A 25,703-nucleotide genomic window follows, 5' to 3' on the forward strand; every position below is an offset into this window, starting at 1 on the left:
CACAACTTAACGATAACTTATTTATTTTGTCATTTCTTATGATTGCTATAAGCGATGCAAAGTTGGAATATGGTTTGAGAAAGCAGATGACACAAGTATTATCTTTCGGTAAGTAGTTTTGAAATAAAAGACAGCTTTAAATGATAAATAAAGATAGGTGCACCATGAATGAACTTACCCATATTGAGACTATTATAACGCATTATGATGCTGTTTTTTGTGATGTATGGGGTGTTGTGCATAACGGTGTATATGCATTTGAACCAGCGTTGAAAGCATTGTATAAAATTCGACAAATGGGAAAAAGTGTTATTTTATTAACCAATTCTCCTCGGCTACGGGAAGATGTTGCTGCTCAATTACAAAGCATGAATGTTCATCGTGACTATTATGATGCCATTATCACTTCAGGGGATGTAACGCGCGATCTCATTCGGACTGCTCCGCGTAAAGTTTTTTTTATTGGTTCACAACGTGATTTGGTGCTGTTTGAAGGGTTAGAGTGTGAATTTGTTGAAGAATGGGAGGCTTCTGTTGTCGTCTGTAGCGGTTTTCTTGAAGATTTTGACGAAGAACCCTCTGCTTATGAGGAGATGTTTCTTCGCATGCGGGCGCGGAATTTACCTTTTATTTGTGCTAATCCTGATGTGATTGTCCATTATGGAAATAAAGAATTTTGGTGCGCTGGTGCATTGGCGCGTCTTTATCAACAATTAGGGGGGGAAGTACGCATTGCTGGAAAACCTCACGCGCCTATTTATGAGTGTGCCTTTGAAAAACTTCAAAACATTCGTGGAATTGTGGAAAAAAGTCAAGTTTTAGCTATTGGTGATGGTCTTTTGACGGATATTAAGGGGGCGGCTCATTTTGGTCTTGATGCCCTTTATATTATGGGGGGGATTCATCATTATGATTATGCGCAAAATGGTGTGGTGGATAAGCAAGCTTTGCATTCTTTTCTTGAACGTCATGGTTATAAACCACAAGCAATCATGTGGGCACTTCAGTAATGGCTAATTTTTTGCGTCTTCAGGGGACTCACATGTTTCCCTCGGCTTGGCGGGGAGCCGTGTTGGCACTTGGAAATTTTGATGGTGTTCATTGCGGACATCAGATGGTGTTGCAAAAAGCGCTTGATTTCGCGCAGATAAAAAAGAAACCAGCAGTTGTTTTAACCTTTGAACCACATCCAAGAAGTTTTTTTCAACGTTCAGCTCCTGTCTATCGTTTGACAGAGGCAGCTGAAAAAGCTGAAATTTTTAAAGTCCTTGGCTTTAATGGCGTGATTGAACAGCCCTTTGATGCGCACTTTGCCACGCTTTCAGCGGATGAATTTATCAAATCGATTTTAAAAGAGGTTTTTGATGTTTCAGTTGTGGTGACAGGGGAAAATTTTCAATTTGGTCATCAGAAAAGTGGAAATTCACATCTTCTTTGCGAAAGGGGAAAGAAATATGGATTTGAGGTTGTGCAAGTTCCTTGCGTTTCTCGTCTTCAAGATTCAAAACAGTTGATTATTTCCTCTAGTTTTATTCGGCAGCTTCTCTCACAAGGGAACGTAGAAAAAGCGGCTCATTTGTTAGGGTATCACTATCGGGTATGCTCCAATATTATTCAAGGCGATAAACTTGGACGTCTTTTGGGATTTCCTACAGCTAATCAAATGTTGCCTTCCCAAGTTCGCTTGGCTCATGGTGTTTATGCGGTGCGTTTACGTCGTGCGAACGGTGTTTTGTATGATGGTGTTGCAAGCTTTGGTTGTCGTCCAACGGTTGTTAAAGATGGTGCGCCACTTTTGGAAACCTATTTGTTTGACTTTAACGACGATCTTTATGGGGAAAGCTGTACCGTTTCTTTTTTCCAATTTTTGCGAGGACAAGAAAAATTTGATGGGCTTGAACCTTTGATTGCGCAAATGCGCCGTGATGAAAAAAAAGCAAAAGAAATTTTAAAGACAGCACAACCATTATCAAAGTTGGATAGGCTGCTTACTTTTAAAAATATGCCCTAAACTTATCTGAAAAAGAGAGAAGAGCCGTAAAAATAGCACTTAAAGTGATTATAATCACAAAGATATATTCCAAAACATCGTGGAATATATGTTGTTTCCTTTGTTGAGAGGGAGAATCGAATATCTGAATATCTGATTTTGGCATTATCTTTTTCAAAGTTCATTTTATGGCTTTTATTGTCATTCAAAAGTTTACTGCTTGTTTCTTTCTTATCCGTTAAAACCCATCATAAAAGATGCAGTAAAGAATAAGCCCCAGCCTATTTGGCAATAATAGACGTGAAGAGGGAGAAAGGCTGTTTTTAAAATTTCTTGCGATTTTAAGCTTATAGTTTGATAAAATTTAATCGATAACTCTTTTATTTCAAAAATTTATGGTCTCTTTTTTCTAATTTGTTTTATTATGTCGTATCGTCTTTTATGATGGGATTGGGTTTATCTAAAACCTTACGCATGTGATATTTGGTATCATATGATAAATATTTAAAAAAAAGGTTCGTTTGTCGAGCCTCGTGAAGTAGAGCGGTGGTCAGCAGCTGTTTTGTGCTGACCAATCACGTAAACGAGAATGAAGCTGATGGAAAATGCTTTAAGTCTCGTTTCTCTCGTATGTTGTGACAGGAAATTCACATTAAGGAGACTGCGATTGATTGCAGATAAAAAGAAATCATTGCGAGAAAGCAGGTGTACTTGTTTCAAAAATTTTTAATGCTTTTGATTGATAAAGGCACAATTTGGTTGTCGTAATACGTAAATCTTTCAGATTCTCAAACAAAGAACTGTCCATATATCTTCTTTGTCCTTCACAAATATAACGCCTATAATGTAACGGGAAGGCTGTCTTGTAAGGATATGAAAATGCAAAGCCAATTATGTCTTGTTGTTTTTTGATAGAAGTGTTGGATAAAAGTTGGGACATCTTTCCAATCTATGTTCGCTCTATTCATGACTTTATGGTGTTGTTTTTCTCATAAAACTTTTGCTTTAGCGATCCTCAACGCGAGCAGTATGTTTGAGACAAAGATTAAAGCGCTTTAGTGCTCTCTTTGCTGTTACAGCTTTTGTATACCAGATGGGGAGAGTCTATTGCCATATTCATTTGGATAATCTCTGAAATCAATCTACAGCCTTATTGGGGAAAAATATGAAGTTATAAAGGGGTAAAATCAGTCCAGATGACTGTCTCTTTTAAATTCGGCTTTGCCACTTTCAAAAGTGTTCAGAGCAATATCTCTTAAATCATGAAAATAACAGTTTCAGGCTTTTCTTGTTCTTTGAATAGGTTATCACGCCCTACAGGTAAAATAAAATGCTGGAATATACTTGTGTTGCTAATTTACGCGCCTATTTTAAAGAAATATCTCTCAACGCTTCCTATATCCATTTTTATGATGGCACTCATGAATGGTGTCTTGCAAGCTCCGTTGAGCGCTATCATCTTTGTGCCTAATAAAAGAGCAATCCAGTATCATCAGTTATATTGACAAGCCTTCATGTTGTAAAGCCTTGGCTATTTGAGAGCGTTTATGAGAGGGATTTTTTCTTAACTCGTTTTACTTCACACGAACTCTTCCTGCTTGCGACATATAAGAAACACGCTTTTGATTGTTTCACTATAAATAGACTTAAAATGAGATAATCTTACGGTATTAGGGTTTCTCACTCAACGTGTAAAATAACTAATTATTATAAATCAATATCTTATAATTAATCATAGATTATGGCTTACAGCTTTTTATAAAATATTCTGCATGCCTTTTATACGGAATATGGGGTTTTCTTAGTGGTCTTACTGTCGTTTTAGGTGTCTGTGGCGTACGAATGAGCTCGTACTGGTAAAGGGAGAGACAAAGAAGGTGAAGCAGTGATAAAAGGTGAGGTGAAAATAAATTTCCTTGATCATCATATGAATTTTCATGCATTTTTACGGCTTCAGGTGTGCCTGTTTGTTGTATATTTAACAGCAAAGTTTTCTTGTAGAGTTTTATAAAGTGGGAAGCCTGAGTGGAAAGCGCAAGACAAAGATTATTGACAGATTATTTTTTACAGATCGATGTGTATTTAAGATTCTTCATCTTTTGAGGCGATGAGGAAGTGTATGAAATCTCTGTTTAAAGACGTGCCAAACGATAAAGATGCAGGGAGCGTGCTCCGTGATGGCAATAGGCAAGAAGAGGGAGAGGGGCTGTTTTTAAAATTGTTTGCATAGATTCAACAGCTGACTGTTCTATAGTTGGAGGAGAAATGGGAATGTGATAGGCTTTTATGCCATATTCATTTGCGACCGTTTTAATGCTAGAAAAGTCAGGCTGATGAAGCTCCTCGTGATCGGGGCGGTTACAGATAATTGTTTTAAAACCAGCTTGTGCCAATGTTTTGATATTTTCTATGCTAATTTGGGCACTGATAAAAATATCAGGTTCAATTTGTTGTAAATTCATTTTTATTTATTCTCAATTGCACAATCTTCACGATATCCCCTAGTCTGGTATATAAAAGAACATAGTGAAGGTATGTTTTTCAATGGCATCTTAACAAAAATATTCTTTTTGTCGAGAAGATCTATTGGGGGAAAATGAGCTGTAAGATGCAAAATATCTCACTCCGCAACATGTTCGTTATTCGACCTTATGAAAGACGGCTGTTTGGTCTTTATGGATAATCTATTATGTTTACCAAGCATAGACATTCCATTGTGTTGCTTGTTCACACGTTTGCTAGAGGTATTCTTATTTCTTTTAAGCCCATTTTACCCTGTCGAGCGTATAAGAGTATAAAATTCATTGATCACCACCCTCTTTACGCTTATGAAGAAGTAAGCTGGGCCCCATTGTTATATTTGTCAGCCTCCAATGTTACTACAGTTCTCGGTTCTTGAGACGGTTCATAAGAAATATTTTAAATCCTTTCTTGTACAGTTTTTACTTACACGCCAGCCCCGCTTGTAACGTACAAGAGACATGATTTTGATTGATTTAATATCAGAGGGCATGAAATGAGAGAATCTTCCTGATTTCAGCTCTCTCATTCAACGTGCAAAACAATGAATGCTTCTTATAGTTTGTTGTATATTCAGAGTGGAGCTTATTTGTAGAGTTGCATTAAGTGGACTGCATGAAGGGAGAAGCCCAAATGGTAGGCACGAGATAAGAAACTGGATCATTTACAGAGCATTGTTCACAGATCGACATGGATTTAAGAATCTTCGTTTTAGGGCGGGGGAAGAAGAGCGTGTCTTTTGTTTAGATTTATTTTTGTTATTCTCAAGAACATCATCTTCATAATGTTTTTTCTTATGCTAAAAGAATATTATAAAGACAAAATTGCGGGCTGTCGTTTTATCCTAAAAATAGGAGAAATGGTTATTTTGCACGTATTGGATGCTTGCTTCTTTTATTACTTTCTGTATAATCGTAAAAACGATAATGCTGAAAGGCGTAATAAATGATCATTGGACTTTTGAATCAAAAGGGCGGCGTAGGAAAAACTACGTTGAGTGTTAATCTTGCGGCCAGTTTTGCGCGTACCGGTGCACGGGTATTGCTTATTGATGTTGATCCACAGGGGAGCGCATTGGATTGGGCTGCTGCGCGTGAAGATGCACCTTTGTTTTCGGTTATTGGTTTACCGCGTGCAACGGTTCATAAAGAGATTACACAGATTGGTCATGGTTATGATCATATTATTATCGATGGTCCTCCGCGTGTGACTGATCTTGCTCGTAGTGCTCTTATGGCTTCGGATTTGGTGCTTATACCTGTTTTGCCTAGTCCTTATGATATTTGGGCAGCCGATGGAATTGTAAAGCTGATTGACGAAGCGCGTGTTTATAAAGAAAATCTTAAATCTGCTTTTGTTATTAATCGTAAAATAGTCAATACAGCGATAGGGCGTGATGTGAACGAAGCTCTTGGCATATACCCCGTGCATGTTCTTTCTTCTAGCGTTGCGCAGCGCGTGATTTTTGCAGAAGCAGCAGCACAGGGGAAGGCGGTTTATGAAGTTGATAAGCAAGGACCAGCAACAGCAGAGATTGAAGCTGTTGCAGCGGAAATCAAGGAGTTAGCGCGATGAATAAAAAAATTAAAATCGGCACGAAACCAACGAATAAATCAATTCCTTTAACAGCAGATGCATGGGTAGGAAGCCCCAAAGGGAGCATGAGTGGAGGTATGAAGCGCCTCACGATTGATATACCAGAAAGTTTGCATCGATTGATTAAGGTAAGTTGTGCAAGTCGTGGAACTAAAATAGCCGATGAGGTGCGCGAATTGCTTTCACAAAAATACGGAAAAGTGTAAAAAGTGATATATGATAATAAGTTTTCGTTGGTTTGAATGCTTTTTCTAGAGATGATATCGTTTGTTTTTATACGAAGTTAATAATGATAAAATCTCCCTTCTTTTTTCACGAGGGCTGCTTCATTTAAGTTGTTTTTCATAAGGTTCTATATCATTTCATGAAAGAGCTATGAGTTTGCGAAAAATTCTTCGTTTCAAACTTTTCCCTATAAATGTGATAATCATCATACTTCTTGTGATCTTATATCGCTAGATGAATAGATATGTTTATTCTTCTATAAAAATTTTCTTGATAATGATTTTAAATGTCAGGTTATTTTTTTGTTTATTTTACTTAATACATGCGTAAATAATGTAATTAAGAGTAGCGTTGATTATTTTTTTTTGTTATGCAGCGATTCATTTTATTAAATTATATTCATATTTATAAAGGGGGGATAAAAAAATACATAAAATTTACTGATATTGGCGCGCTATAAGTTTTCCTAATAAACAAAAGAAGTCATTGAGCATATTATAGACAGTATTTCTTACATTTATATGATTTTATAGTCTTAAATAGTTAATGCCAGTCGTAATGGTACGCAAGGAAATAGGCTTTTTTGCTTCAATTGATAATGTATAAGATCGCTTTTTTAGCATTTCTATTGGCATTTAAAAAGTGCAGGGGGACTTAAAGTTTTCTTTCTTTTCCGGTGGTTTAAGAAATGATAAGAGCGCAATCAGTTGGTTAAAAGGTGTATTCTTTCGTTTGCAGGGAATTTGCAATGGATATAGGCATTACGAATTTTTGATAAGATTTTGTGCGACTTCTCATGATGAAGTGGTTTTTGAAAAATGCCAAGATATCAAAATTATTGCTGAAGTTTAAATACTTCAAATACAAAGAGCAGCCGTGCAGATAATGCTACAAATGCAAGTCTGATAAATAAAAGCAGTTTTCATAATTTAACATGTTTGCGTTGCAAGTGTGCGTATTTGCAAAGGAAAGTTAGACGCAAGGTCACAATATAGGAGGGGATGTGAATCCAAAGATATTGTTAATAAAATATAAAACAAAGAGAGGGGTTAAATCATGAACAAGATCATTATAACAGCGCTGTTGCTTTGCACGGGGCTTGTTACTGTTGGTTCACGAAAAAAACTACAGTGTTGAGGAATTTAAGAAAGATAAAAAATTGATGCAAGAATGGGGAAAGAAATGCGATAAAATGGGAGCATCTGCTTTTGCAACCAAGAATTGTCAAAATGTCATGCAAGCCGATATGGAACTTTTTCAAGAGCATTATAGAAATCTTGCAAAGCAACTTCGTGAAAGTGGCAAAAAGGGGAATGAAACTGAAAAAAAGCAGGACAACAATTAAATCATAAAAATATATTGATAGCGGTGTTTTTCTTTGTACGCGATTTATCATCATAGGTTGGGAAAAATCGCGTAAAGAAGTGGATTTTAAAATTTTTGAAAATGCACAATGAACCGCATGTACAAATTTAATGGGTCCCTAAATTGTGTCCTAAACTTTGTAAATTTGAAAGAAGGGGAATTTATTGATGAATAAAGCCATTATTACAACAGTGCTGCTTTGTGCTGGACTTGCTGTTGCTGGTTGTGAAAAAACTTATAGCGTAGCAGAGTTTAAGAAAGATCCTAAATTACTCGAGCAATGGGCAATGAAATGTATGATATCAGGGAGTTTAGATTCTCAAAATTGTAAAAATGCAGATAAAGCGTATCGTGAAGTTCATGCCCGAGATTGGCCTGGTGCGAGCTTTGTACATGATGACGAGAAAAAAACTGAAGATAAAAAGGAGGAGAATTAAATTATGAATAAAATTATTATCACAGCATTGTTGGTTTGTACTGGACTTGTCCTTGCTGCTTGCGAAAAAAATCACAGCGTAGCGGAATTCAAGAAAGATAAAACATTACTCGAAGAGTGGGTAAAAAAATGTGAAAAGATGGATCCATCGTCTATAAAGAAATCTAAAAATTGTCAACATGCCAGACAAGCGTATATGGAACTTATGTTTGGCATTAATTAAAAACATAAAATTCAATAAATTATTCTATCAATAAGGAATTGGTTAATTGTTGATTCTATTACGTTTTTTAGGCTCTCTCTAACGTTAGAGAGCCTTTTTATGGCTTCAAGAATTAGTCTTTTACGATCTGTATTCTTTGTGTAAACGGATTCTATACTGTCATTTGTCCAGCCAAAAAGTGCTTTCAATTGTGATAGTATTGCATCCGAATGAGTTGCTACGTGTTATTGTTAATTTTTCAAACTATGTGCTGATTGTTTAATGTTTTGGTTTCATGTATTTACAACATGAGATTAAATCTACCTTTGGGGTGTTTTTCTGCCTTTATCACAAAATCACAAATCAATGTTTCATCACACTAAGACTGGCTTTAAGCGTTGCGGCTAATTTCGGAAAAATTGGGAGGAAACATTTGTTTGGAATTTACTTTTCTCTATCTTAATAAAGGGAAAAATATTCTGAATGGAATTATTATCGTTTTATACTTAAATGTTTTTCTTAAACTATTTTTAAGAAATTGCTTTTGATTTGAGAATATTATAACATTAGTTAAGATGTGAGTCATTTTTGCTAGGACGGTTTTGCTGGATGTGTGAGGGAGTGAGCGCTCTCCACACCTTTTCATTTTCTCCCTCTCTTTTTTAAGTTTGCAAGGTTTTTCCTTGTTATTTTTTATCTTAATTGTGTTGTAATATTATCATGTTGAGCGGTGGAGCTCATGTAAAACTTTATGTATGAGGTGTTTTTTGTTCTCGAGTGTGTAATGAATGTTTTTTGAATAATACTTTGATTTATAAAAATAATTTAATTATTTTATGTTGAATAAGGATCTCGTCAAAATCTGTTCTAGGTTGAATCAATTAAAACCATCTACTTGCACGTTACAAGCATGGAGAGCCGTGTGGATAAAAACTGCTGAAGAAAGAAGTAAAAATGTCTTTTATGAACTATCTCAAGGATTAAAGGTTGTTGCAACATTTGGTGCTGGAAAAGTGTGTGATGGTGCTGGTTTATTCCCTCGCAAGTGTATGATGATGGTGTTCAATGGATTTATCATAAGCTTCTTGAAATATTCCTTTAGAATTGTGATATGCCCTGAAGGGGAGAAGCAAGAGGAACTTATTCAATAAGGAGACAAATTATTTACAGATCGGTTCTGGTAGAAAATTTAGTTCTTTAAGGCGGGAATGAAGTTGAGATTCAAGTAGCGTGAAAAGACGGAAACTGATGGTTAAAAATGCATACAAAAAGCAGAGTTAACACTTAAATAGTTGCAAGCGATGTTTGAAATTGGGTGTGTAATTTATCTGTAGAGTTAAAATTTTGCTTTGATCTTATGTAAAATTAAGATGATCGTTTGCGCAAATTACAAAAAGCCAAGAGAGTATGCTTAGTATATTTCTATTACGAGAACTAAAATAACAACAAAAGCATTCATGGTGATAATCAAGGTTGAATAAAGCACTGCGGCTTTTACGAGATCAGCCATAAAAACCTCTTTCTGTTCTTTTTGAGGTGATTTTATGAATAACAATATATTACAATCTGTAGTATATGTTGATACAATATATTAGGCAAGCTTAAAATCGTTCCTTTTTTGTAAAGGCTTGAGGAATTAGAGCACTGTAAATCTTAAAAAAGAAAGTTTTAAAGAGAATATTAATTGATTTTGTAGGTTTTGTGTTGCAGAAAACTTTTTTATCCTGTTATGCTATGAAACACTATCATTTATAGCGGTAATATAAGGCATATAAGTTTTCTTGTAACGTTTAAGTATTTTTTAGTGCGCGATGAATATTCGTAGGTTGTTTTATTGAGCCTTTCGTTTAAGTGACTCACATGAGTAGGAAGTCAAGAGAAGATCGCTTGATAAAAATTCGGACTGCGTACAGAGCAGATTGAGTTAAGATCTTTGTCCTTTAAGGTGCACAGAAGAAGACAAAAATGTTTTCTGATCGTTTATCTCATAGTAAGATTGGTTAATGCTGCTCTAATGGGCATGTTTTGCACAAAAGAAAAGAACGTTCCAAACGAAATATACTTATGTTGTATATTAATATATTTGTATTGCATATTTATGTACTTGTAAGAAAACATCTTTCACTGCATACGACAAACATTTTACGATGACACTCGTAAATGGTATAACAGTAAGCTCTCGTGAAATAATATAAAATTTGAATAATATAAAAATCTATAGAATGCTACCATCTTTACACTTATGAAAGAGCAAGGCACGATCATCATACACTTTCTTCCAATGTTTACTATAGTCCTTGGCATTTGAGAAGGTTCATAAGAGGCATTTTTCTTTCAGTGTATTTTATCAACACATCAGGGCGTTGTTTGTGATGTGCAAACAAGTAAATTTAATTTATTCAACATGGAATAGATTTGAAATGTGATGAGTATGAAAGAGAAGAGCCGCATTTAGAAGATTGAAAATAAGAGAAAGTTCGTAATAAAAATTGTACCTTTATTATAAAATGATTGTTTCTATGTTTTTATACCAGTAGCACATGTAAAGCTGCGATATTAAGAGAAAACTGTGTTATGGAGTGAAATAATCTATAGGAAGATGCTGTGGAAATTCTGAAAATATCAATGTGGGGAGCGTTAAGCATTATGCATTGGATAATATTTTGATAGATAATGATAATCTATCGTTATTCAACTTGAATTAGAGTCCTGAATACCATAAAATTTTTTCATTCCAAATCTGTTCGAGGTTGAATCAACCAAAACCATGTCTTTTGCAGTTACAAGTGGGGAGGGTCCATGCGGAGCGAAACTGTACAAGAAAGGCATGCTTTTTGAACCGCACTCAAATGTCAAGGATATCGCAACATGAGGGGCTAGCAAAATATTTGATGGTGTTGGCTTGCTTTTTTTATTAAGCGTAAAGATGGACAGTGCTCAATGGATTTTATACATGTCATGGGGGATTTATCATTATATTATTCATGGGTTATGGCGCGAAATAGGCTTGGGTATACTTAAGAGATATTTCTTTAAAACAAGCGCGTGAATATGCAATTGAAGACGTATCGAATTGATTGGCTAAGAAACTCTTGAAAAGGTTCAAAAAATCTTATATAGTCGTTCATTGCAAAGAAAAGCGAATGATAATTAAAAAAAGGGAGATTGATGGCTGTTTAGCTGTTTTAAGATGTCTTTTTTAATATTGCTGTATGGCTGATCTGTTCAAAAGAGCATTCTTTTTGTTTTTTATGCGAAATACTGCGTGTGTGCAGAAGGAGCATGGGGGAGGGTGTGTCTTTTTGAATGGGTGCAACTAATTTTGTAGGGTGCCATCTTATGGGGTGCCGGAAGGTATGCAAGTTTAGGTGCAAAAAAAGCCATAGGTTATGGAGGGTAAGATGCTGCTATCGTTAAAATGCTGAAATTTTTAATGAGCTTAAGTCTTTGATATGCTGCAAGATATGCTGTGGGTTTTTGTCGGCAGGTGGTCTTTTTGTGGACAAAGTTCTCGTGAGAGCGTTGTTGTTTTCTGTTGAAGGCATGCTGGTGACGAAATAGGCAAAGATAAAATCGGCAAGGCGAAATAGACCAAAATAGACAGAGCAAATGTAAAATTTTCAATATTGCTGCGTAAGGTTTAAGTTTATAGCGTTTTGGTGAATTAGTATAGCCGCAATGATGGTTTTGGAGCAAAGCAAGAAAAATACTTGAGAGAATGCGTTGAAAGTTGAAGTGGTATACGCTTTGAAGGATTGTCGTGCTGTTGTTTGAGCGATGTTTGCACCACGAGCTTTATTGAGTGTATCAGCATTGAAGATAACCTGTTTAATCTCCCTCATTTGAAAGATTGAACAAGAGTGTTGAAGGGGAAGTAAAAATGTCTGTAGTGCAATATGGTGATGATAGTTTTGCATCAAAAGCAAAAGTTCTTGATAATAATCTTATTGATCGTGATTGGGCGATGACAAAATTTGTTGCTGCTGTTAAAGGGTTAGCTCAAGTTGTTGATTATGAAAGCAATATGCTAGAGAGCAGTGGTGTTCCAGATTACGAAGAAATAAATTTATGTAAAATACGTGGTTTGCGTGATCTTAATAAATCCATGAGCGATGTGAAGCGCTACATGAATCAAGATATTGAGCATGAAGTTGAAAGTTTGTTGTCTGATTTACAAGAAAAATTACAGCGTAATAGTGAATTGCTTCAGACGCATTTAAATGCAGTTAATGATCTTTCTAGAGCTATGCAACTATCTGGACGCGTAAAAGAAACAGAGGAATGATTCAAATCTGATGAATATTGGCTGTTCTAAGTGATGACAATGATTAGGTAGATCAGTTTATTTGGATAAATAATGCGTTTAGTGAGTAGACTTGTTTTAAGCGCATTTGGGTATTTAAATTATTATCCTGTTGTACTGTAAAACGCTGTTCTTAAAACAGTGTCTTTTAAGGTGTAGTGATGTGAACCGCATGCTGTTGGGAAGTTAGCTGGGGGAGGACTAAGAGAAGGGGGGGATTTACAGAGTATTGTTTGCAGACTGAGTTAACAGGGAGCTTCATTTTTTAGTTTAGGGAGGCCGATCAAGGGAATATTTAGACCAGCCCGTGATGCCTTAAAAACAGCTTACTTGGGGCTATGGTAATTAAGGTTTTATGCATTAGTTTTTTGAGAGTATGTGATGAATATTGCCTATAAGCCTTATGGAGTACTGTCCTTTGAAGTGTGGTGATACGAAGCGGTTAGTTGTTTAAATCTATATGTTTGAGACAAAAATTAAAGTGGTTTAATATTTTCTTCTGCTGTTTTTAGTTTTTGTATGTCAGATTGGAGAGAGCATCCAGATTTGAGTGAATATATTGCGTATACCTTTGTTGGCGTAATATTTTAAATGGGGAGGCGATCTTATTGGGAAAGAATAAAGGGCTAGAAATCAGCTTTTCTCTGTACCACCATCCTTTAATTTAGCTTTATTTTTTTCAAAAGAATCTAAAGCACTATCTGTTAAATGATGAAGATTACGCATTATTTCACGCTTCTTTTTCTCTCGTTCTTTAATGGGGGCACGCGCCTCCTCATGTAAAACAGAACGTCATTGTGTTGCTAATTCACGTGCTTTTTTAAAGAAACATCTCTTAAGGCACCTAATCCCATTTCACGGTGGTATCCGTGAATGGTATAAAGGTAAATCAATTGAGCACCACGATCTTTACGCTTCATAAAGGAGTAAGCAGGCGCATATTTTCTAGCTCGTGGGTGTTGCTACAGCCCTTGGCATTTGAGACGGTTTATTAGGGGCATTTTTAATCCTTTTTTAATCGTTTTTTATCCACAAGGGCTCTTCCCGCTTGTAACTTGCAAGAGATATGATTTTGGTCGCTTCAACATGGAGCGGATCTGAAATGAAAGAATCTTACGCTATCCTGGATTCTTATTTAACATGCAAAACAATGAACACTCTTTATAAATCAATGTGTTGCCTTATGGTGGAGTTGGTGTAGCATTGAGATTTTAGAGGAAAAATATGCCTTTAAGAATTTATAACAGATAGCAAGTTTTTATAGCAGGTATATTAAATGTATATCATCTAAAATAAATGGAACGCCCACAGCGAAGAAGGGGCTGACTTTTTTAAATCCGCATGAATGCTTATTTTGTTGTGCTGTAAAAATATCATCGCTTGAGGTGTGGTGTAAGACATAAAACTTTATGCATGGGGTGTTTTTGATGAGAGAATGCTATGGTATTCAGTTTTTTATTCAATGTGCAAAAGAAACATTATAAGTCAAAATCTTCTTTAATGTGATAATGATTTTTGAGAATTAAAAAAATATAAGTTTAAATAAAAGAGCAGCACTTTGTGCTGCTCTTTTATTTAAGTTAAAATTAGCTTCTGCTTTAGAAACGATAACGTATCCCGCCAGATAAATTGGTGCCAGATACACCGGCCTTTTGCAGTTTTTGTCGATAGCTGATATCAGCGTTTAGTACGATATTTTGAGAAAGATATGCATTCACCCCCATGCCTCCTTCAACTGAAGAGCCGGTAGGATCAACATGAAAGGTATCAGCAATTTTTATTGTTTTACCATCACCAAAAGCTCTGATAACATTTACTTTACCATAGAAGGAAACAGCCTTACTTTCTTCAGCAGCCATTATAGTTTTTGTTAAACGTCCACCAATCCGCACCAACCATTGATGTGGGTTGCCCATGTCTACTTTTAAGCCATCGGCGTCTGAGAAGATATCAAACATGAGATTTTGATAAATGAATTGTGCTTGTGGTTCAAATACCAATCCTTTTGTATTGGTCGCTAATTTCTGACCAATGGTTGCAGATATATTAAGCATTTCAGTACCATCCAGTTTTGCGGCATTTCCAACAAGAGCTGTGGTAATATTTCCTTTTAACTTTCCGTAAGAAAGAAGTGTGTTTACATATATACCATTGCTATGTTGGATGCCGCTGTAAGCGGCAAGAGACCATTTATCAAGTGTCGTCTTTTCAGAATCTTGCATTTCTTTTGGCGTAAAGGCAAGTTTTCCGTATGTTCCTACAAAACCAAAATGTGTGCTTATGTCTTTGCCTTCCAAGGCGGCTAATATGACACCTAGTTGTAAAGCAGTATAGTTTACATCAGCACCATAACCATAATGCAGTGGATCGCGGTTGGAAGATAAGGTGACTTTCTCGCCGTAGGAAGAGAAAAAGATACCATTCTTTTTATTGTCTTCTGCCCCAAATACTGTTGTTCGCATATTGTCTAACAACGTGTTTTGATTGTTGACATCAGTAAATCCAGCAGAAAATAAAGTATTAGATATGGTTAAATAGTTTGCTACCTGTGGTAAAAGTGCTCGAACTTTTTTATCCTTATCAATGTAGGCATTCTGTAAGCGGAAATCCCAAAAATTACTGTTCTTACCAAAAAGGTTTTGGCTTTCATGAGATGTTCCAGGTTTATAGCCTGTAAGTACATACTTATAAGGTTGTTTCCCTATTGTCATATAGTTTCCTGCTAACGTGAAGGAATTTTCGTTTGCTTGTCCGGAAACTTGAATGATTGAAATCCCATGTGTCCCTAAAGGAAGTGACGCCATGTGTTCTCCCCAAACAGCAGAGCTATCGGTTGTTTTTTTATCTGTTTTTCGGAGATTGATGTGAACAACAGTACGGCCTGAGACATCACCATTAATCACAATGCGATCGGTCTGTTGCTCCGTGATAGGAGAATGTTTATTCCATTGAGTATTTACATAAATTTCTGCAACACCTGTTGCACTATAAACCGCTTCTGTATGAGCTGTTCCTTCTCCTTTCGGAAGATTAGGTCCTATAAACAGAGTTTGGTAATGTCCCTCCACTGGCTTGTTAAACATAATGACACTATCTGTAAGGCGCAATCCAGAAAGGTTAGAGTATAATTTTTCATCAACACCAAACTGTACATGGTCATCTGAAACATTATCATTATTTTGGGCGTTTTTATTTGCCTTTAAAAGCCATTTCGTCCCCTCTTTTAGATCAAAAACAGTTCTATTATCTTTAGAAGTTCTTACTCGACCTTCTAAAGAAGAGTGGTTAGAAACCAGTGTAAGGGTGTTTGTGAAAGCATTTTCGTTTTTTATATTTTTTAATAAAATATCGGCATGAATTTCTGAATTTTTAAGGCTGACTTCACCGTTTATGCCTGTTCCATAAAGGTTGATACCCCTACCATGTTCAACGAAAATCTTTGTATTCTCTAGAGTTACTTTATCGGCAATATTGGCTACATCTTGTTCTTGAACGGCGTTGGCATTCCTTTCAGCATTGCGTGTATATCGTTTTCTAGGGACATTATACGGATTGTCGCGGAAAATAATACCGTCCACTTCATGATTGCCCGTGACATGTACGCTTGAATCTTTCAGTTTGATTGTTCCATCTATGTTTAGCAAACCAACTGTTTCTGCTGTTACAGTAATACCTGTAGCATCAATTTCTCCACCATCTGATACACTTAGTGCAACAAAACGCGCATCAACTGTTCCCCCTATCATGTTGATTTTTGAATTATTGCCCTCTGCATGTACAGCAAAACCATTGTCTTGAATTTTTTTGTTATGTAGCGTTATGGTTTTACCGTTTTCAGCCTCAATTCCGGAGCTTATATCCTCAATTTGTGTAGACTTTTCAGGTTGTTTTATTGGTGATATTGGTTTTTTAAGCTCTGATTTTTCAGATATTTTTTGTGTAGAGGCAGATTGTACGGGCACTGGTTTTACAGATTTTGGCGGTACCGGTAATGCTGGTTTTCCAGTTTTTGGTCTTAAAGATATTGGCTGTGCGAGTTCTGGTTCTTTAAGCGTTGGCGATAGCTCTGTTGTCGGTTTTGTAGGTTCCGTTCTTGTAGATTCTAAGTTTATAAGTGTTGGTCGTAAATTCGGTGCAGGTTGTGGAGGTTCTGACTGTGAGGATACAGCAGAATTTTCGGGCATTTTTTTTCTGGAAGAGTCTGTAGAAGAAGTGGAAACACCTGAACGTCTTCTAGATTTTACTTCCATTCCTACTGTTGGAGCTATCTCTGTCGTTGGAGATTGTGTAGGAGTATCTTGTGTGGCTGTAGGGTTAGATTGTACACTTTTTGCCACCTTAGTCTTTGATGTTTGTGTACTTCCTTGGCTAAGATCAGAGTTTTGTTTTGAAAAAGAAATTGTATTTCGAACTAAATTTCCTTCAAGTTGGGTTGTGGAAGGTAGAGTGCTCGTAGGAGTAGGCGTTGTAGATTCACTCTTTGTAAGAGGAGGGGGTATGATCGTTTTTGTAGAGCCAGATGTTAAAGGTGGATATGAAGATGATGCATTTGAATGAGCGGGTTGTGGAGACGGGAGATCTATTGTAGGTTGTGCATTCGTATCATGAAGAGCATAAGACAAGCTGGTAGAAGAACAAAACAGCATTCCAGAAACTGTGTATAGTAAAAAACTTTTTTTCATATAGATGTATTCCTAAATATTTCCCCTCTTTCATAAAAGATAAAACTTTGACCTCATTATGTTTCTTTTGTAGGAAACAAAACGAAACATAATGAGAGTGCTTTATATTTCAAGATGGGAATACAAGTATTTTTAAAAGTGATAGCGCATTCCAGCGGAAATATTTATTGCAGATATGCCATCTTTTTTGAATTTATGTTGATAGCTGAGATCATTATGAAACTCGATATTTTCAGATAGGTGCGCCTGAATACCAAAACCACCTTCGATTAAAAATCCCATAGCAGCAAGCGGAAGGTTTTCACTAAAAGTTTTGATCGCGTTCAGTTTGCCGTAGAAGGAAAGGGCATGGCCTTTGTTTTGCGTCAAACGTCCGCCAATACGGAGCAACCATTGATGAGGTTTGCTTATGTCTATTTTAGAGTTATCGTCATCTGAGAAAGAGCCAAGCATGAGACGCTGATAAACAAGTTGTGCTTGCGGTTCTAGGATTACACCTTCCAAACTGGTTGACAGTTTTTGACCAACAGTTGCAGCAGCCCCTAATGTTTTACTATTATTTACTTTTGAGGTATGTTTGATGAAAGCTGAGGTGTTATTTTCTTTGAAAATGCCATAAGAGAGAAATGCACTTGCATAGAGGCCACTGTCATGTTGAATATTTCCATATGCGGTGAGTGACCATTTATCAAGCATTTTCTTATGAGAGATTTCTTTGTTTTTAGGAGTAAAAGACAATTTCCCATATGTTCCGAAAAGACCAAAATTGCTGCTGATATTTTGATCGTATAGCGCTATTAATGTGGCTCCTGCTTGCAATGCAGCATAGCGAATATTTGCTTGAACACCATCTTGCTTTTCTTGAATGCTGGAAGAAAAGGTGCTTTTATTGCCATAAGTGGATAAGAAAACGCTTCTCTCTGGATGATCTTTTGGTTCAAACATTGTTATTTGCATATTGTCTAACGAGATATTTTGATTGTTGAAATCAGAAAAACCGACAGAAAACATCGCGATAGGCATGACTAAAGAGCTTTCTTTTTGTGGCGTAAGAACTGTTCTTTTTTCTGCCAAATCAAGAGAAGCAGAAGTTGCGGCTGCTTCATTATCTGTAAGTTTAGAGGTGCTTTCGGTATCAGCGGTAGCGGTTCTCTTAACTTTTGTGGGTAATTTCACATGAGCTTTTGCGGATGTGTTAAGAGTCGTTTTCGATGCTTGTGTTGGTGTGTTTATTAAATCAATGGTATGGCGATATTGTTCAGGTAATTTTATAATTCCTTCAATGGTATGGCGTGTTTGAGGGTTTAAGCCAGAAGCGGTACTGGTAGACGTAAAATTAAAAGAAGAAAAAAACAAAGCACAAGCGGCTGTACATAAAAGATTCTTATGCATAGAGATGTTCCTTAAGATATTTTTCTTTGTTTTGCTAAAAATGAACCACTTTTTGACACACTACAATTTTTGTAATGTAGTAAAATATAAGCAGCACTGTTTTCATCTCAGCGCTGCTTATGCGTCAAAATAGAGAGCTAAGATTTCTAAAAGCGATAACGCATTCCACCGGAAAAATTAATTCCAGAGACACCAGCTTTTTGAAGTTTATGTTGGTAATTAACGTCAGCATGAAGTGCAATATTTTTAGAAAGTTGCGCGTTAATGCCAAGCCCACCTTCAAGGGAAGAGCCCATAGAATCGAGATAGAAAGATTCAATAACATCGATAGTGCGCTTTTCACCAAAAGCTTTGATGACATTCAATTTACCATAAAAAGAAAGAACACGATCTTTTTCAATGGGAAGCATTGTTTTCGTTAAACGCCCTCCAATACGGACCAACCATTGATGAGGGGTCTTTATATTAACTTGGAAGCCATCGATATCTGAAAGAGTGCCAAATGCAATGTGTTGATAAATAAGTTGTGCTTGTGGTTCAAAGGACACCCCTTCAATACCAGTTGCTAGTTTTTGTCCAACGGTAGCTGATATATTTAATGTATCCGTATTATTTAACTCTGTGGTGTTGCCGATAAGGGCTGTTGTAATATGTCCGTTTAAAATGCCGTAAGAGAAAAGTGTATTAACATAGAGACCAGTGTCATGGTGGAGGTTCCCATATGCCGTAAAAGACCATTTATCCAGTATGCTTTTGTCAGAACCTTCCATATCCTTTGGCGCAAAAGAAAGCTTTCCATATGTGCCTAAAAGACCAAGATTCGCGGTCATATTTTGATTTTCTAACGTTGCTAATGTCATGCCTGCTTGGATAGCAGCATAACGAACATCTGCACCATAACCATATTCTAATGGACTACGGCTGGAAGATAACGTCATCTTGTTTCCATAAGTCGATAAGAATATCCCTTTCTGTTTATGACCTTCTAATCCGAAAACTATTGAGTGCATATTATCTAACAATGTATTTTGATTGTTTATATCAGCCAATCCAGAGGAGAATATTGCATTATGCATAACCAAATAGCTTGCCATTTGAGGAACAAGAGCTTTGATCTTTCCTTCATCATCGAGAGTCGCACTTTGCAAGCGGAAATCCCAGAAATTCTCATTTTCTTCCAAGGGAGCTTGTCCATTGTTTTCTTTTTTAAGGGATGATGCATTGGTATTTTGTGCATCTTTCTGTTTTGATTCTTGTGATATTCCGCTTAAATGACTTTGTGTCTTATCGGCTTTCCCACGGCTGGATGTTGGTCCATAAACATTGAGTATGTATTTATAAGGTAAGCCCTCCATTGCGGTGTAGCCATGGGCAAGTTTGAAGGAATCTTCATTTGCTTGCCCAGAAACTTGAATAAGTGAGAGCCCACGCATATTCAAAGGAATTGAATCTTCTTCATCATCGAATGGTTCTGCATGCTTTGAAAGATTGTTGAAATAGATCGTTGTGGTGCCTGAGACATCACCATGAACGAGAACACGGTCAGTTCTTTGTTGTTCTTTTGTAAGACCATTACTCCATTCTGTATTAAAGTAAATTCTTGCGTTGCCCAATGCATTGTAAACCGTTGTTGCATCGGAGCTTCTGTTTTGCTCTGCTTTTTGTGGATGTTTTCCTACATGCAAGGTTTGATAATGATTGTCTGCTAGTTTATGCGGCGCATTAAATATGATAGAGCTATTATTAAGGTTTAGGACTGAAACGATAGATTGTGCTCGTTGCTTAAGATCAAGGAGCTTATAATTAAATAGACTAAAACTATTTTCCAACTCAAATAGACTAATTTTTAAATGCCACTTGCTGTTATTATTTAGGGTGAAAACCGTTGTATTTTGAGGAAGCGTTTTTGCTCTTCCTTCCATAATCGAATTATCAGCCTCTAATGTAAAAGTAGCAGGTTGAACCTCGAAGAAGGGTGAGACTTCATTTTTTAATAACATATCAGAACGAATTTCTGAGTTTTTAAGGTACACTGCATTCGTTTTGGGATAATAAGGTCCGAAAATACCTACACCGTCGTTTACAAGAAGTTTTGTATTATTAAGGATTGCTTTGTTTACAACTTCTTCTCCTTCTTTTATTGTAGAACTTGAAATATAACCCAAATTGATACCATAGGCTCTGCTGTGGCCTATGACCTTTAATGTTGAATCTTCAATATGGATTGTGCCGTTTGTGAGTGACAAACCATGCCCTTCTGCCTCTCCCACAATTCCTTTGGCATTAATTTGACCACCTGATGTTGCAGAAAGCAAAGTAAAGCCTGAGTGCATTACTGAGTTTGTAATGGTAATATGACCTTTCTTAGCAACCACGGCATCATACTTACCACGAACAAAAACATTATGAAGGCTCTTCTCTTCTCCATTAGCTACTTGGACCGTAGGAATCTCAAGAGGTTGTTTATTTGCATAAGTTGGAGCAAAATGAGAAAAAATGAAAGTTCCAGCAATTGTACATAACAAAAAATTTTTCTTATAAATATATTTCTTACACATAGATATGCCTTTAATATTTGGTATGCTTTGATGCTTACTTCATTCCCCTAATGGCGCAAGTACCCAATCAGTTTTTATATCATTATATTTTTATTGTAAACAACAAAACGAATATTATGCTTTGTTATTTATCGTTTAAAAATTGGTCTTAGAAGAGCTTTTAAAATAGAAAGCGCAATGCAGCGAAGATGGATTTCAGAAAACCTAGCTTGATAAGTATTTTTGTTTTAAAGTGCTAAGGATCAAAATATTTTGCAAGGATGTTCATTGCTTAAGGCTGTTGTTATGAAAACTCTACAAAGTTTTTGGAGAAGATTTGTTGTGCATTTACAAAAATCGTTCAGTTGTTTTTCTTGCATATAGAATTATTCACTATGAATTTTTTTGATGTAAAAAAGCTAAAATATTTTGTATTTTTTACCGATATACAACAATTTTTATAAATCAAAAAGGCAGCTCTCTTGAGACTTCAGCAGTCATTGAGAGATAAGGAATTTTGTTGCATTTGGTTTGAATGAAATTAATCCTTTCAAGAAAGCTGTATAGAAAGAACCGTTATTGATGGCTCTTTACGATAGATTGCAAAAAAGCAGTACATTCGTACTGCTTTTTTATTAAAAATGCATAGACTATAAATTGTTTTTTGCCTTTTCTTAAAACTGATAGCGTATTCCGCCTGAAAAGCTTGCTCCAGATATACCAGTTTTTTGAAGCTTATGTTGATAGTTAACATCAGCATGAAGGGCGATATTTTGTGATAATTGTGCATTCACACCAAGTCCACCTTCAACAGAAGCTCCCATAGAATCAAAGTGGAATGATTCACCAATCTGTATGGTGTCATTGTTAGAAAAAGCTTTAATAATATTCAATTTACCATAGAGAGAAAGAATACTGCCTTTTTCAATAGAAATCGTCGTTTGTGTTAAGCGCCCACCAACACGCACTAAGTATTGATGAGGATTTCCCATATCTACATCAAAGCCATCGACATCTGAGAGTGTGCCAAGCATGAGACGCTGATAAACAACTTGTGCTTGTGGTTCAAAGACCAATCCTTTCGTACTGGTTTCGAACTTTTGTCCAATGGTCGCTGATGCACTGAATGTATCAGCGTTTTTCAATTCTGCAGTCTTTCCTATGAGAGCTGTGGTGATATCTCCCTTGAGCATTCCATAAGAAAAGAGAGCATGGATATATGTACCATTATTATGGCGCAGTCCACTATATGCAGAAATTGACCATTTATTGAGTGTACTCTTGTCAGCACCTTCCATATCTTTTGGGGTGAAAGCTAATTTCCCATATGTTCCGAAAAGACCAAAATTGGTAGTCATGTTTTGATCTTCTAGAGCTACTAATGTAAAGCCTGCTTGTAAAGCAGCATAGTGAATATCGGCACCATAGCCATATTGCAATGGCGTACGGTGAGAGGATAATGTCATCTTATTGCCATAAGTCGAGAAGAAGAACCCTTTGTTTTTATGATTTTTTTTCTCAAAGCCTGTTTTTTGTATCGTGTTCAGTAAAGTGTTTTGATTGTTTACATCAGCCAGTCCAGCTGAGAATAGTGCGTTAGGCATGGACAAATAGCTTGCCACTTGAGGAACGAGAGCTCTGATCTTTCCTTCATTATCGAGCGTTGCACTTTGCAAGCGGAAATCCCAGAAATTCTGATTTTCTCTCAAATGGTTTTGTGTGCTTCCTATTTGCTCAGAATTTGCTGTTGATTCACCTTTTATATTATTCTCAACCTTTAAAACCACACCTCCTAATACAACGGGGGTCGTGTCGGTTTTTGAGGACTTTTCTTGTGATTGTTGAGTTACTTCTCCTAAATGGCTTTGTGTGCTCTCTGCTTCTCCAAGATGTGATGTTGGTCCATAGGCATTTAAGACATATTTATAAGGCAAACCGCCCATTGTGACATAGCCATTTGCTAGTTTGAAGGCATTTTCATCTGTTTTCCCAGATACTTGAATGAGCGATAGTCCACGCATATTCGCGGGAATAGAAGCTTCTTCTTTTGATGACTCACCTTTTGAAAGATTATTGAAACTAATTGTTGTGGTGCCTGATACATCTCCATGGACAAGAAGGCGGTCCGTTTTTTGTTGTTCTCTTTTTAAACCATCACTCCATTCTGTATTGAAATAAATTCTTGCATTACCTGTCGCATTATAAACGGTTTTTATAGTGGAATCCCTGTTTTCGTGTGGTTTAGGGATCTCAATTGTTCGTCCTACACTCAAGGTTTGATATTGACCCTTTGCCAGCCTATGTGGCGCATTAAACACAATAGAGCTATTATTGAAGTTCAGTACTGAAACGGTAGACAGTGCTCGTTGCTTAATGTCATGGAGTGCATAATTAAATGAACTAAAATCACGATTTATGTCGTATTGACTTACATTTAAATACCATTTGCTATTGTTGTTTAAATTAAAAACAGTTGTATTTACTGCTAAGGTTCTTGCTCTTCCTTCCATAATCGAATTATCGGCGGTTAATACAAAAGTCACAGGATGAGGATCTGAATCTGTTTTCTTTTTTACATTATTTTGTAATAGTACATCAGAACGAATTTCTGAATTTCTAAGTTGAACCTCGGCAACAGACTTTGAAGATGATGGTCCTAAAATACCGACACCATTTTTCACAAGAAGTTTTGTATTGTTAAGAATTGCCTTATTGATAACTTCTTCACCATCTTTCACAAAAACATCTAAAATGCTATGAAAAACAATACCGGATTGTTTTTTGCTTTCTATGAATGAATCTTCAATGTTAATGATACCGTTTGAAATCGATAGACCAGTATACAAGGCATTGACGTTTACTCCTTTAGCATTAATACGTCCACCTTGTGATACAGCAAAAGCAAACGAAGCTGAATGTATTGTTGAGTTTGTAATTGTGGCAATTGCTTTTTCAGAGGCGTGCACTGCGCTCAATCCATTGCGGATAAAAACGTTATCAAGAGTTTTCTCTTCTCCTTTCTCCACTTTAAACTCACTTATAATTTCAGGAGGTTGTCTATTTGCATAAGTTGGAGCAAAATGAGAAAAAATGAAAGTTCCAGCAATTGTACATAACAAAAAATTTTTCTTATAAATATATTTCTTACACATAGATATGCCTTTAGTATTTGGTATGCTTTGATGCTTACTTCATTCCCCTGATGGCGCAAGTACCCAATCAGTTTTTATATCATTATGTTTTTATTGTAAACAACAAAACGAATTATAGTTATGGTGTTCTCTATGATTTGAAGTTTTTCTTAAGAAAAATTTTTTAATGATCATAAGAAGTCGGGAACAATGGATTTCATAAAACCTAGCTTGGTCAAGCTTATGCTAAAAACACTATGAAGTATGATATTTAAAATTGTCTATTAAGGATAATCGTTATAAAAGCTCTATAGCATTGAGATGTATTATTTTATGCACTCACCAAAACGATCAGCAAATTTTCTCTGCTATAAGAAAAAGAGATGAGGGGGCTATTCACAGGCTTTCTTTAAAGAGACTTTTCTTTAAGGGTACCAAAGCTTATTTCGCGACGATGTGGTCATGAATGCTATAACGCTAAAGCCATAGAGTCTCATCATCTTTACGCTTACGAAGGAGCAAGCTTATACCTTTACGCTTAATAAAAGAGTAAGCCCATCACACACTTTGCTAGCTCCCAATGTTTGTGACAAGCTCTTGGTTCTTGAGACAGTTCATTATAGGGCTTCTTAAGCTTTTCTTATATAACTTTGCTTCACACGCCAGCCCCGCTTGTAACGTGCAAGCAAATTTTTAATTGATTCAATATAAAACAAGTTTGAAATGAGAGAATCCTACGATATTCAGGACTCTCATTCAACATGCAAAACAAATAATTATCTTTATAAATCAATATATTGTATGGAATGAGAGGGATAAGCATTGTCAAAATGCTTTGCCTAAAAAACGCTACATGGAAATATAAATGAATCCTTACAGGTGGTGTTAAGCTAATGGATTGAAAAAACAGATTAAAGGTATGAAAAGAGAGCTTCTTTTATCATTATTTTTTCCAATGTTGTTTTCTTTATATTGTTTAAAAATACACTTTGCTTAGCTTTATAGAAAAATTCGATAATGAATATGCCGCGCGGCTCGTGTAAATGGGAGAGAAGAAGATCATTAAGGAGAAAAAAGTTTCAAGGGATAGGAATAGTAGCTTACATAGATTAAAAAAAGCAGCACATTGTGCTGCTTTTTTGTTAAGTTAAATAGAATGATAGGCTATTTTTACAGCCTTGTCTTAAAACTGATAGCGTATTCCACCTGAAAAGTTTGCACCACTTATACCAGTTTTCTGAAGCTTCTGTTGATAGCTTACATCACCATGAAGGGAGAAATTGTGAGACAGTTGTGCATTGATGCCAATGCCGCCTTCAATTGC

General features: G+C 36.1%; 15 protein-coding genes and 1 pseudogene. 9 read left to right on the forward strand and 7 right to left on the reverse strand.

The features are described from left to right. Positions 1–164: 164 nt before the first annotated feature. Entirely contained in the window at positions 165–1,010 is an 846-nt protein-coding gene (locus ACFIJQ_RS07830; RefSeq protein WP_375629625.1) for a TIGR01459 family HAD-type hydrolase, read from the forward strand. Beyond that, positions 1,010–2,011, forward strand: coding sequence for a bifunctional riboflavin kinase/FAD synthetase (locus tag ACFIJQ_RS07835; RefSeq protein ID WP_375629627.1), 1,002 nt, complete (start codon positions 1,010–1,012; stop codon positions 2,009–2,011). Before ACFIJQ_RS07830 ends, ACFIJQ_RS07835 begins: the two co-directional genes overlap by 1 nt. 1,718 nt (positions 2,012–3,729) lie before the next feature. Here ACFIJQ_RS07835 and ACFIJQ_RS07840 read toward each other — a convergent pair. Further along, positions 3,730–3,963, reverse strand: a pseudogene (locus ACFIJQ_RS07840) (D-alanyl-D-alanine carboxypeptidase); the annotation flags it as partial. 159 nt (positions 3,964–4,122) lie between these two features. After that, positions 4,123–4,452 carry a TIGR01244 family sulfur transferase gene (locus tag ACFIJQ_RS07845; protein WP_375629628.1) on the reverse strand — a complete coding sequence of 110 codons (330 nt, stop codon included), beginning with the start codon at positions 4,450–4,452 and terminating at the stop codon, positions 4,123–4,125. 1,003 nt (positions 4,453–5,455) lie between these two features. Here ACFIJQ_RS07845 and parA point away from each other — a divergent pair. The 7 genes from parA (at position 5,456) to ACFIJQ_RS07880 (ending at position 12,619) form a co-directional block, all read left to right on the forward strand. Then, positions 5,456–6,085 carry a ParA family partition ATPase gene (gene parA, locus ACFIJQ_RS07850; protein ID WP_015856698.1) on the forward strand — a complete coding sequence of 210 codons (630 nt, stop codon included), beginning with the start codon at positions 5,456–5,458 and terminating at the stop codon, positions 6,083–6,085. Further along, complete coding sequence (locus ACFIJQ_RS07855) at positions 6,082–6,312, forward strand: plasmid partition protein ParG (protein WP_015856697.1); 231 nt, start codon at positions 6,082–6,084, stop codon at positions 6,310–6,312. The genes parA and ACFIJQ_RS07855 overlap by 4 nt, the downstream gene beginning before the upstream one ends. A gap of 1,127 nt (positions 6,313–7,439) precedes the next feature. Continuing rightward, positions 7,440–7,676: an EexN family lipoprotein gene (locus ACFIJQ_RS07860; protein ID WP_372440020.1), complete on the forward strand. Its 237-nt coding sequence runs from the start codon at positions 7,440–7,442 to the stop codon at positions 7,674–7,676. A gap of 187 nt (positions 7,677–7,863) precedes the next feature. Further along, the gene (locus ACFIJQ_RS07865; protein ID WP_273788302.1) at positions 7,864–8,133 is read left to right on the forward strand and encodes an EexN family lipoprotein; all 270 of its coding nucleotides are present in this window, start codon (positions 7,864–7,866) and stop codon (positions 8,131–8,133) included. A 3-nt stretch (positions 8,134–8,136) separates the two neighbouring features. Next, the gene (locus tag ACFIJQ_RS07870; RefSeq protein ID WP_015856695.1) at positions 8,137–8,355 is read left to right on the forward strand and encodes an EexN family lipoprotein; all 219 of its coding nucleotides are present in this window, start codon (positions 8,137–8,139) and stop codon (positions 8,353–8,355) included. Positions 8,356–9,254: 899 nt separating this feature from the next. Further along, a complete protein-coding gene (locus tag ACFIJQ_RS07875) occupies positions 9,255–9,485 on the forward strand; it encodes a hypothetical protein (RefSeq protein ID WP_273788301.1) in 231 nt (76 codons plus the stop codon). A 2,729-nt stretch (positions 9,486–12,214) separates the two neighbouring features. Further along, entirely contained in the window at positions 12,215–12,619 is a 405-nt protein-coding gene (locus ACFIJQ_RS07880; RefSeq protein WP_273788300.1) for a flagellar protein FlgN, read from the forward strand. A gap of 1,616 nt (positions 12,620–14,235) precedes the next feature. Here ACFIJQ_RS07880 and ACFIJQ_RS07885 read toward each other — a convergent pair. The 5 genes from ACFIJQ_RS07885 to ACFIJQ_RS07910 all read right to left on the reverse strand — a co-directional run. Next, the gene (locus ACFIJQ_RS07885) at positions 14,236–17,319 is read right to left on the reverse strand and encodes an autotransporter outer membrane beta-barrel domain-containing protein (protein WP_404978556.1); all 3,084 of its coding nucleotides are present in this window, start codon (positions 17,317–17,319) and stop codon (positions 14,236–14,238) included. Positions 17,320–17,451: 132 nt separating this feature from the next. Continuing rightward, positions 17,452–18,711, reverse strand: a complete 1,260-nt coding sequence (locus ACFIJQ_RS07895; RefSeq protein ID WP_375629636.1) for an autotransporter outer membrane beta-barrel domain-containing protein — start codon at positions 18,709–18,711, stop codon at positions 17,452–17,454. 146 nt (positions 18,712–18,857) lie between these two features. Next, complete coding sequence (locus ACFIJQ_RS07900; RefSeq protein ID WP_375629638.1) at positions 18,858–21,269, reverse strand: autotransporter outer membrane beta-barrel domain-containing protein; 2,412 nt, start codon at positions 21,267–21,269, stop codon at positions 18,858–18,860. Positions 21,270–21,922: 653 nt separating this feature from the next. After that, on the reverse strand, positions 21,923–24,400 hold the full coding sequence (locus ACFIJQ_RS07905; RefSeq protein ID WP_375629640.1) for an autotransporter outer membrane beta-barrel domain-containing protein: 2,478 nt from the start codon (positions 24,398–24,400) through the stop codon (positions 21,923–21,925). A 1,162-nt stretch (positions 24,401–25,562) separates the two neighbouring features. Beyond that, the coding region (locus tag ACFIJQ_RS07910; protein ID WP_375629646.1) for an autotransporter outer membrane beta-barrel domain-containing protein at positions 25,563–25,703 on the reverse strand (141 nt) is incomplete at its 5' end.

Source organism: Bartonella sp. TT67HLJMS, assembly GCF_042193375.1.
Classification (GTDB): Bacteria; Pseudomonadota; Alphaproteobacteria; order Rhizobiales; family Rhizobiaceae; genus Bartonella; species Bartonella grahamii.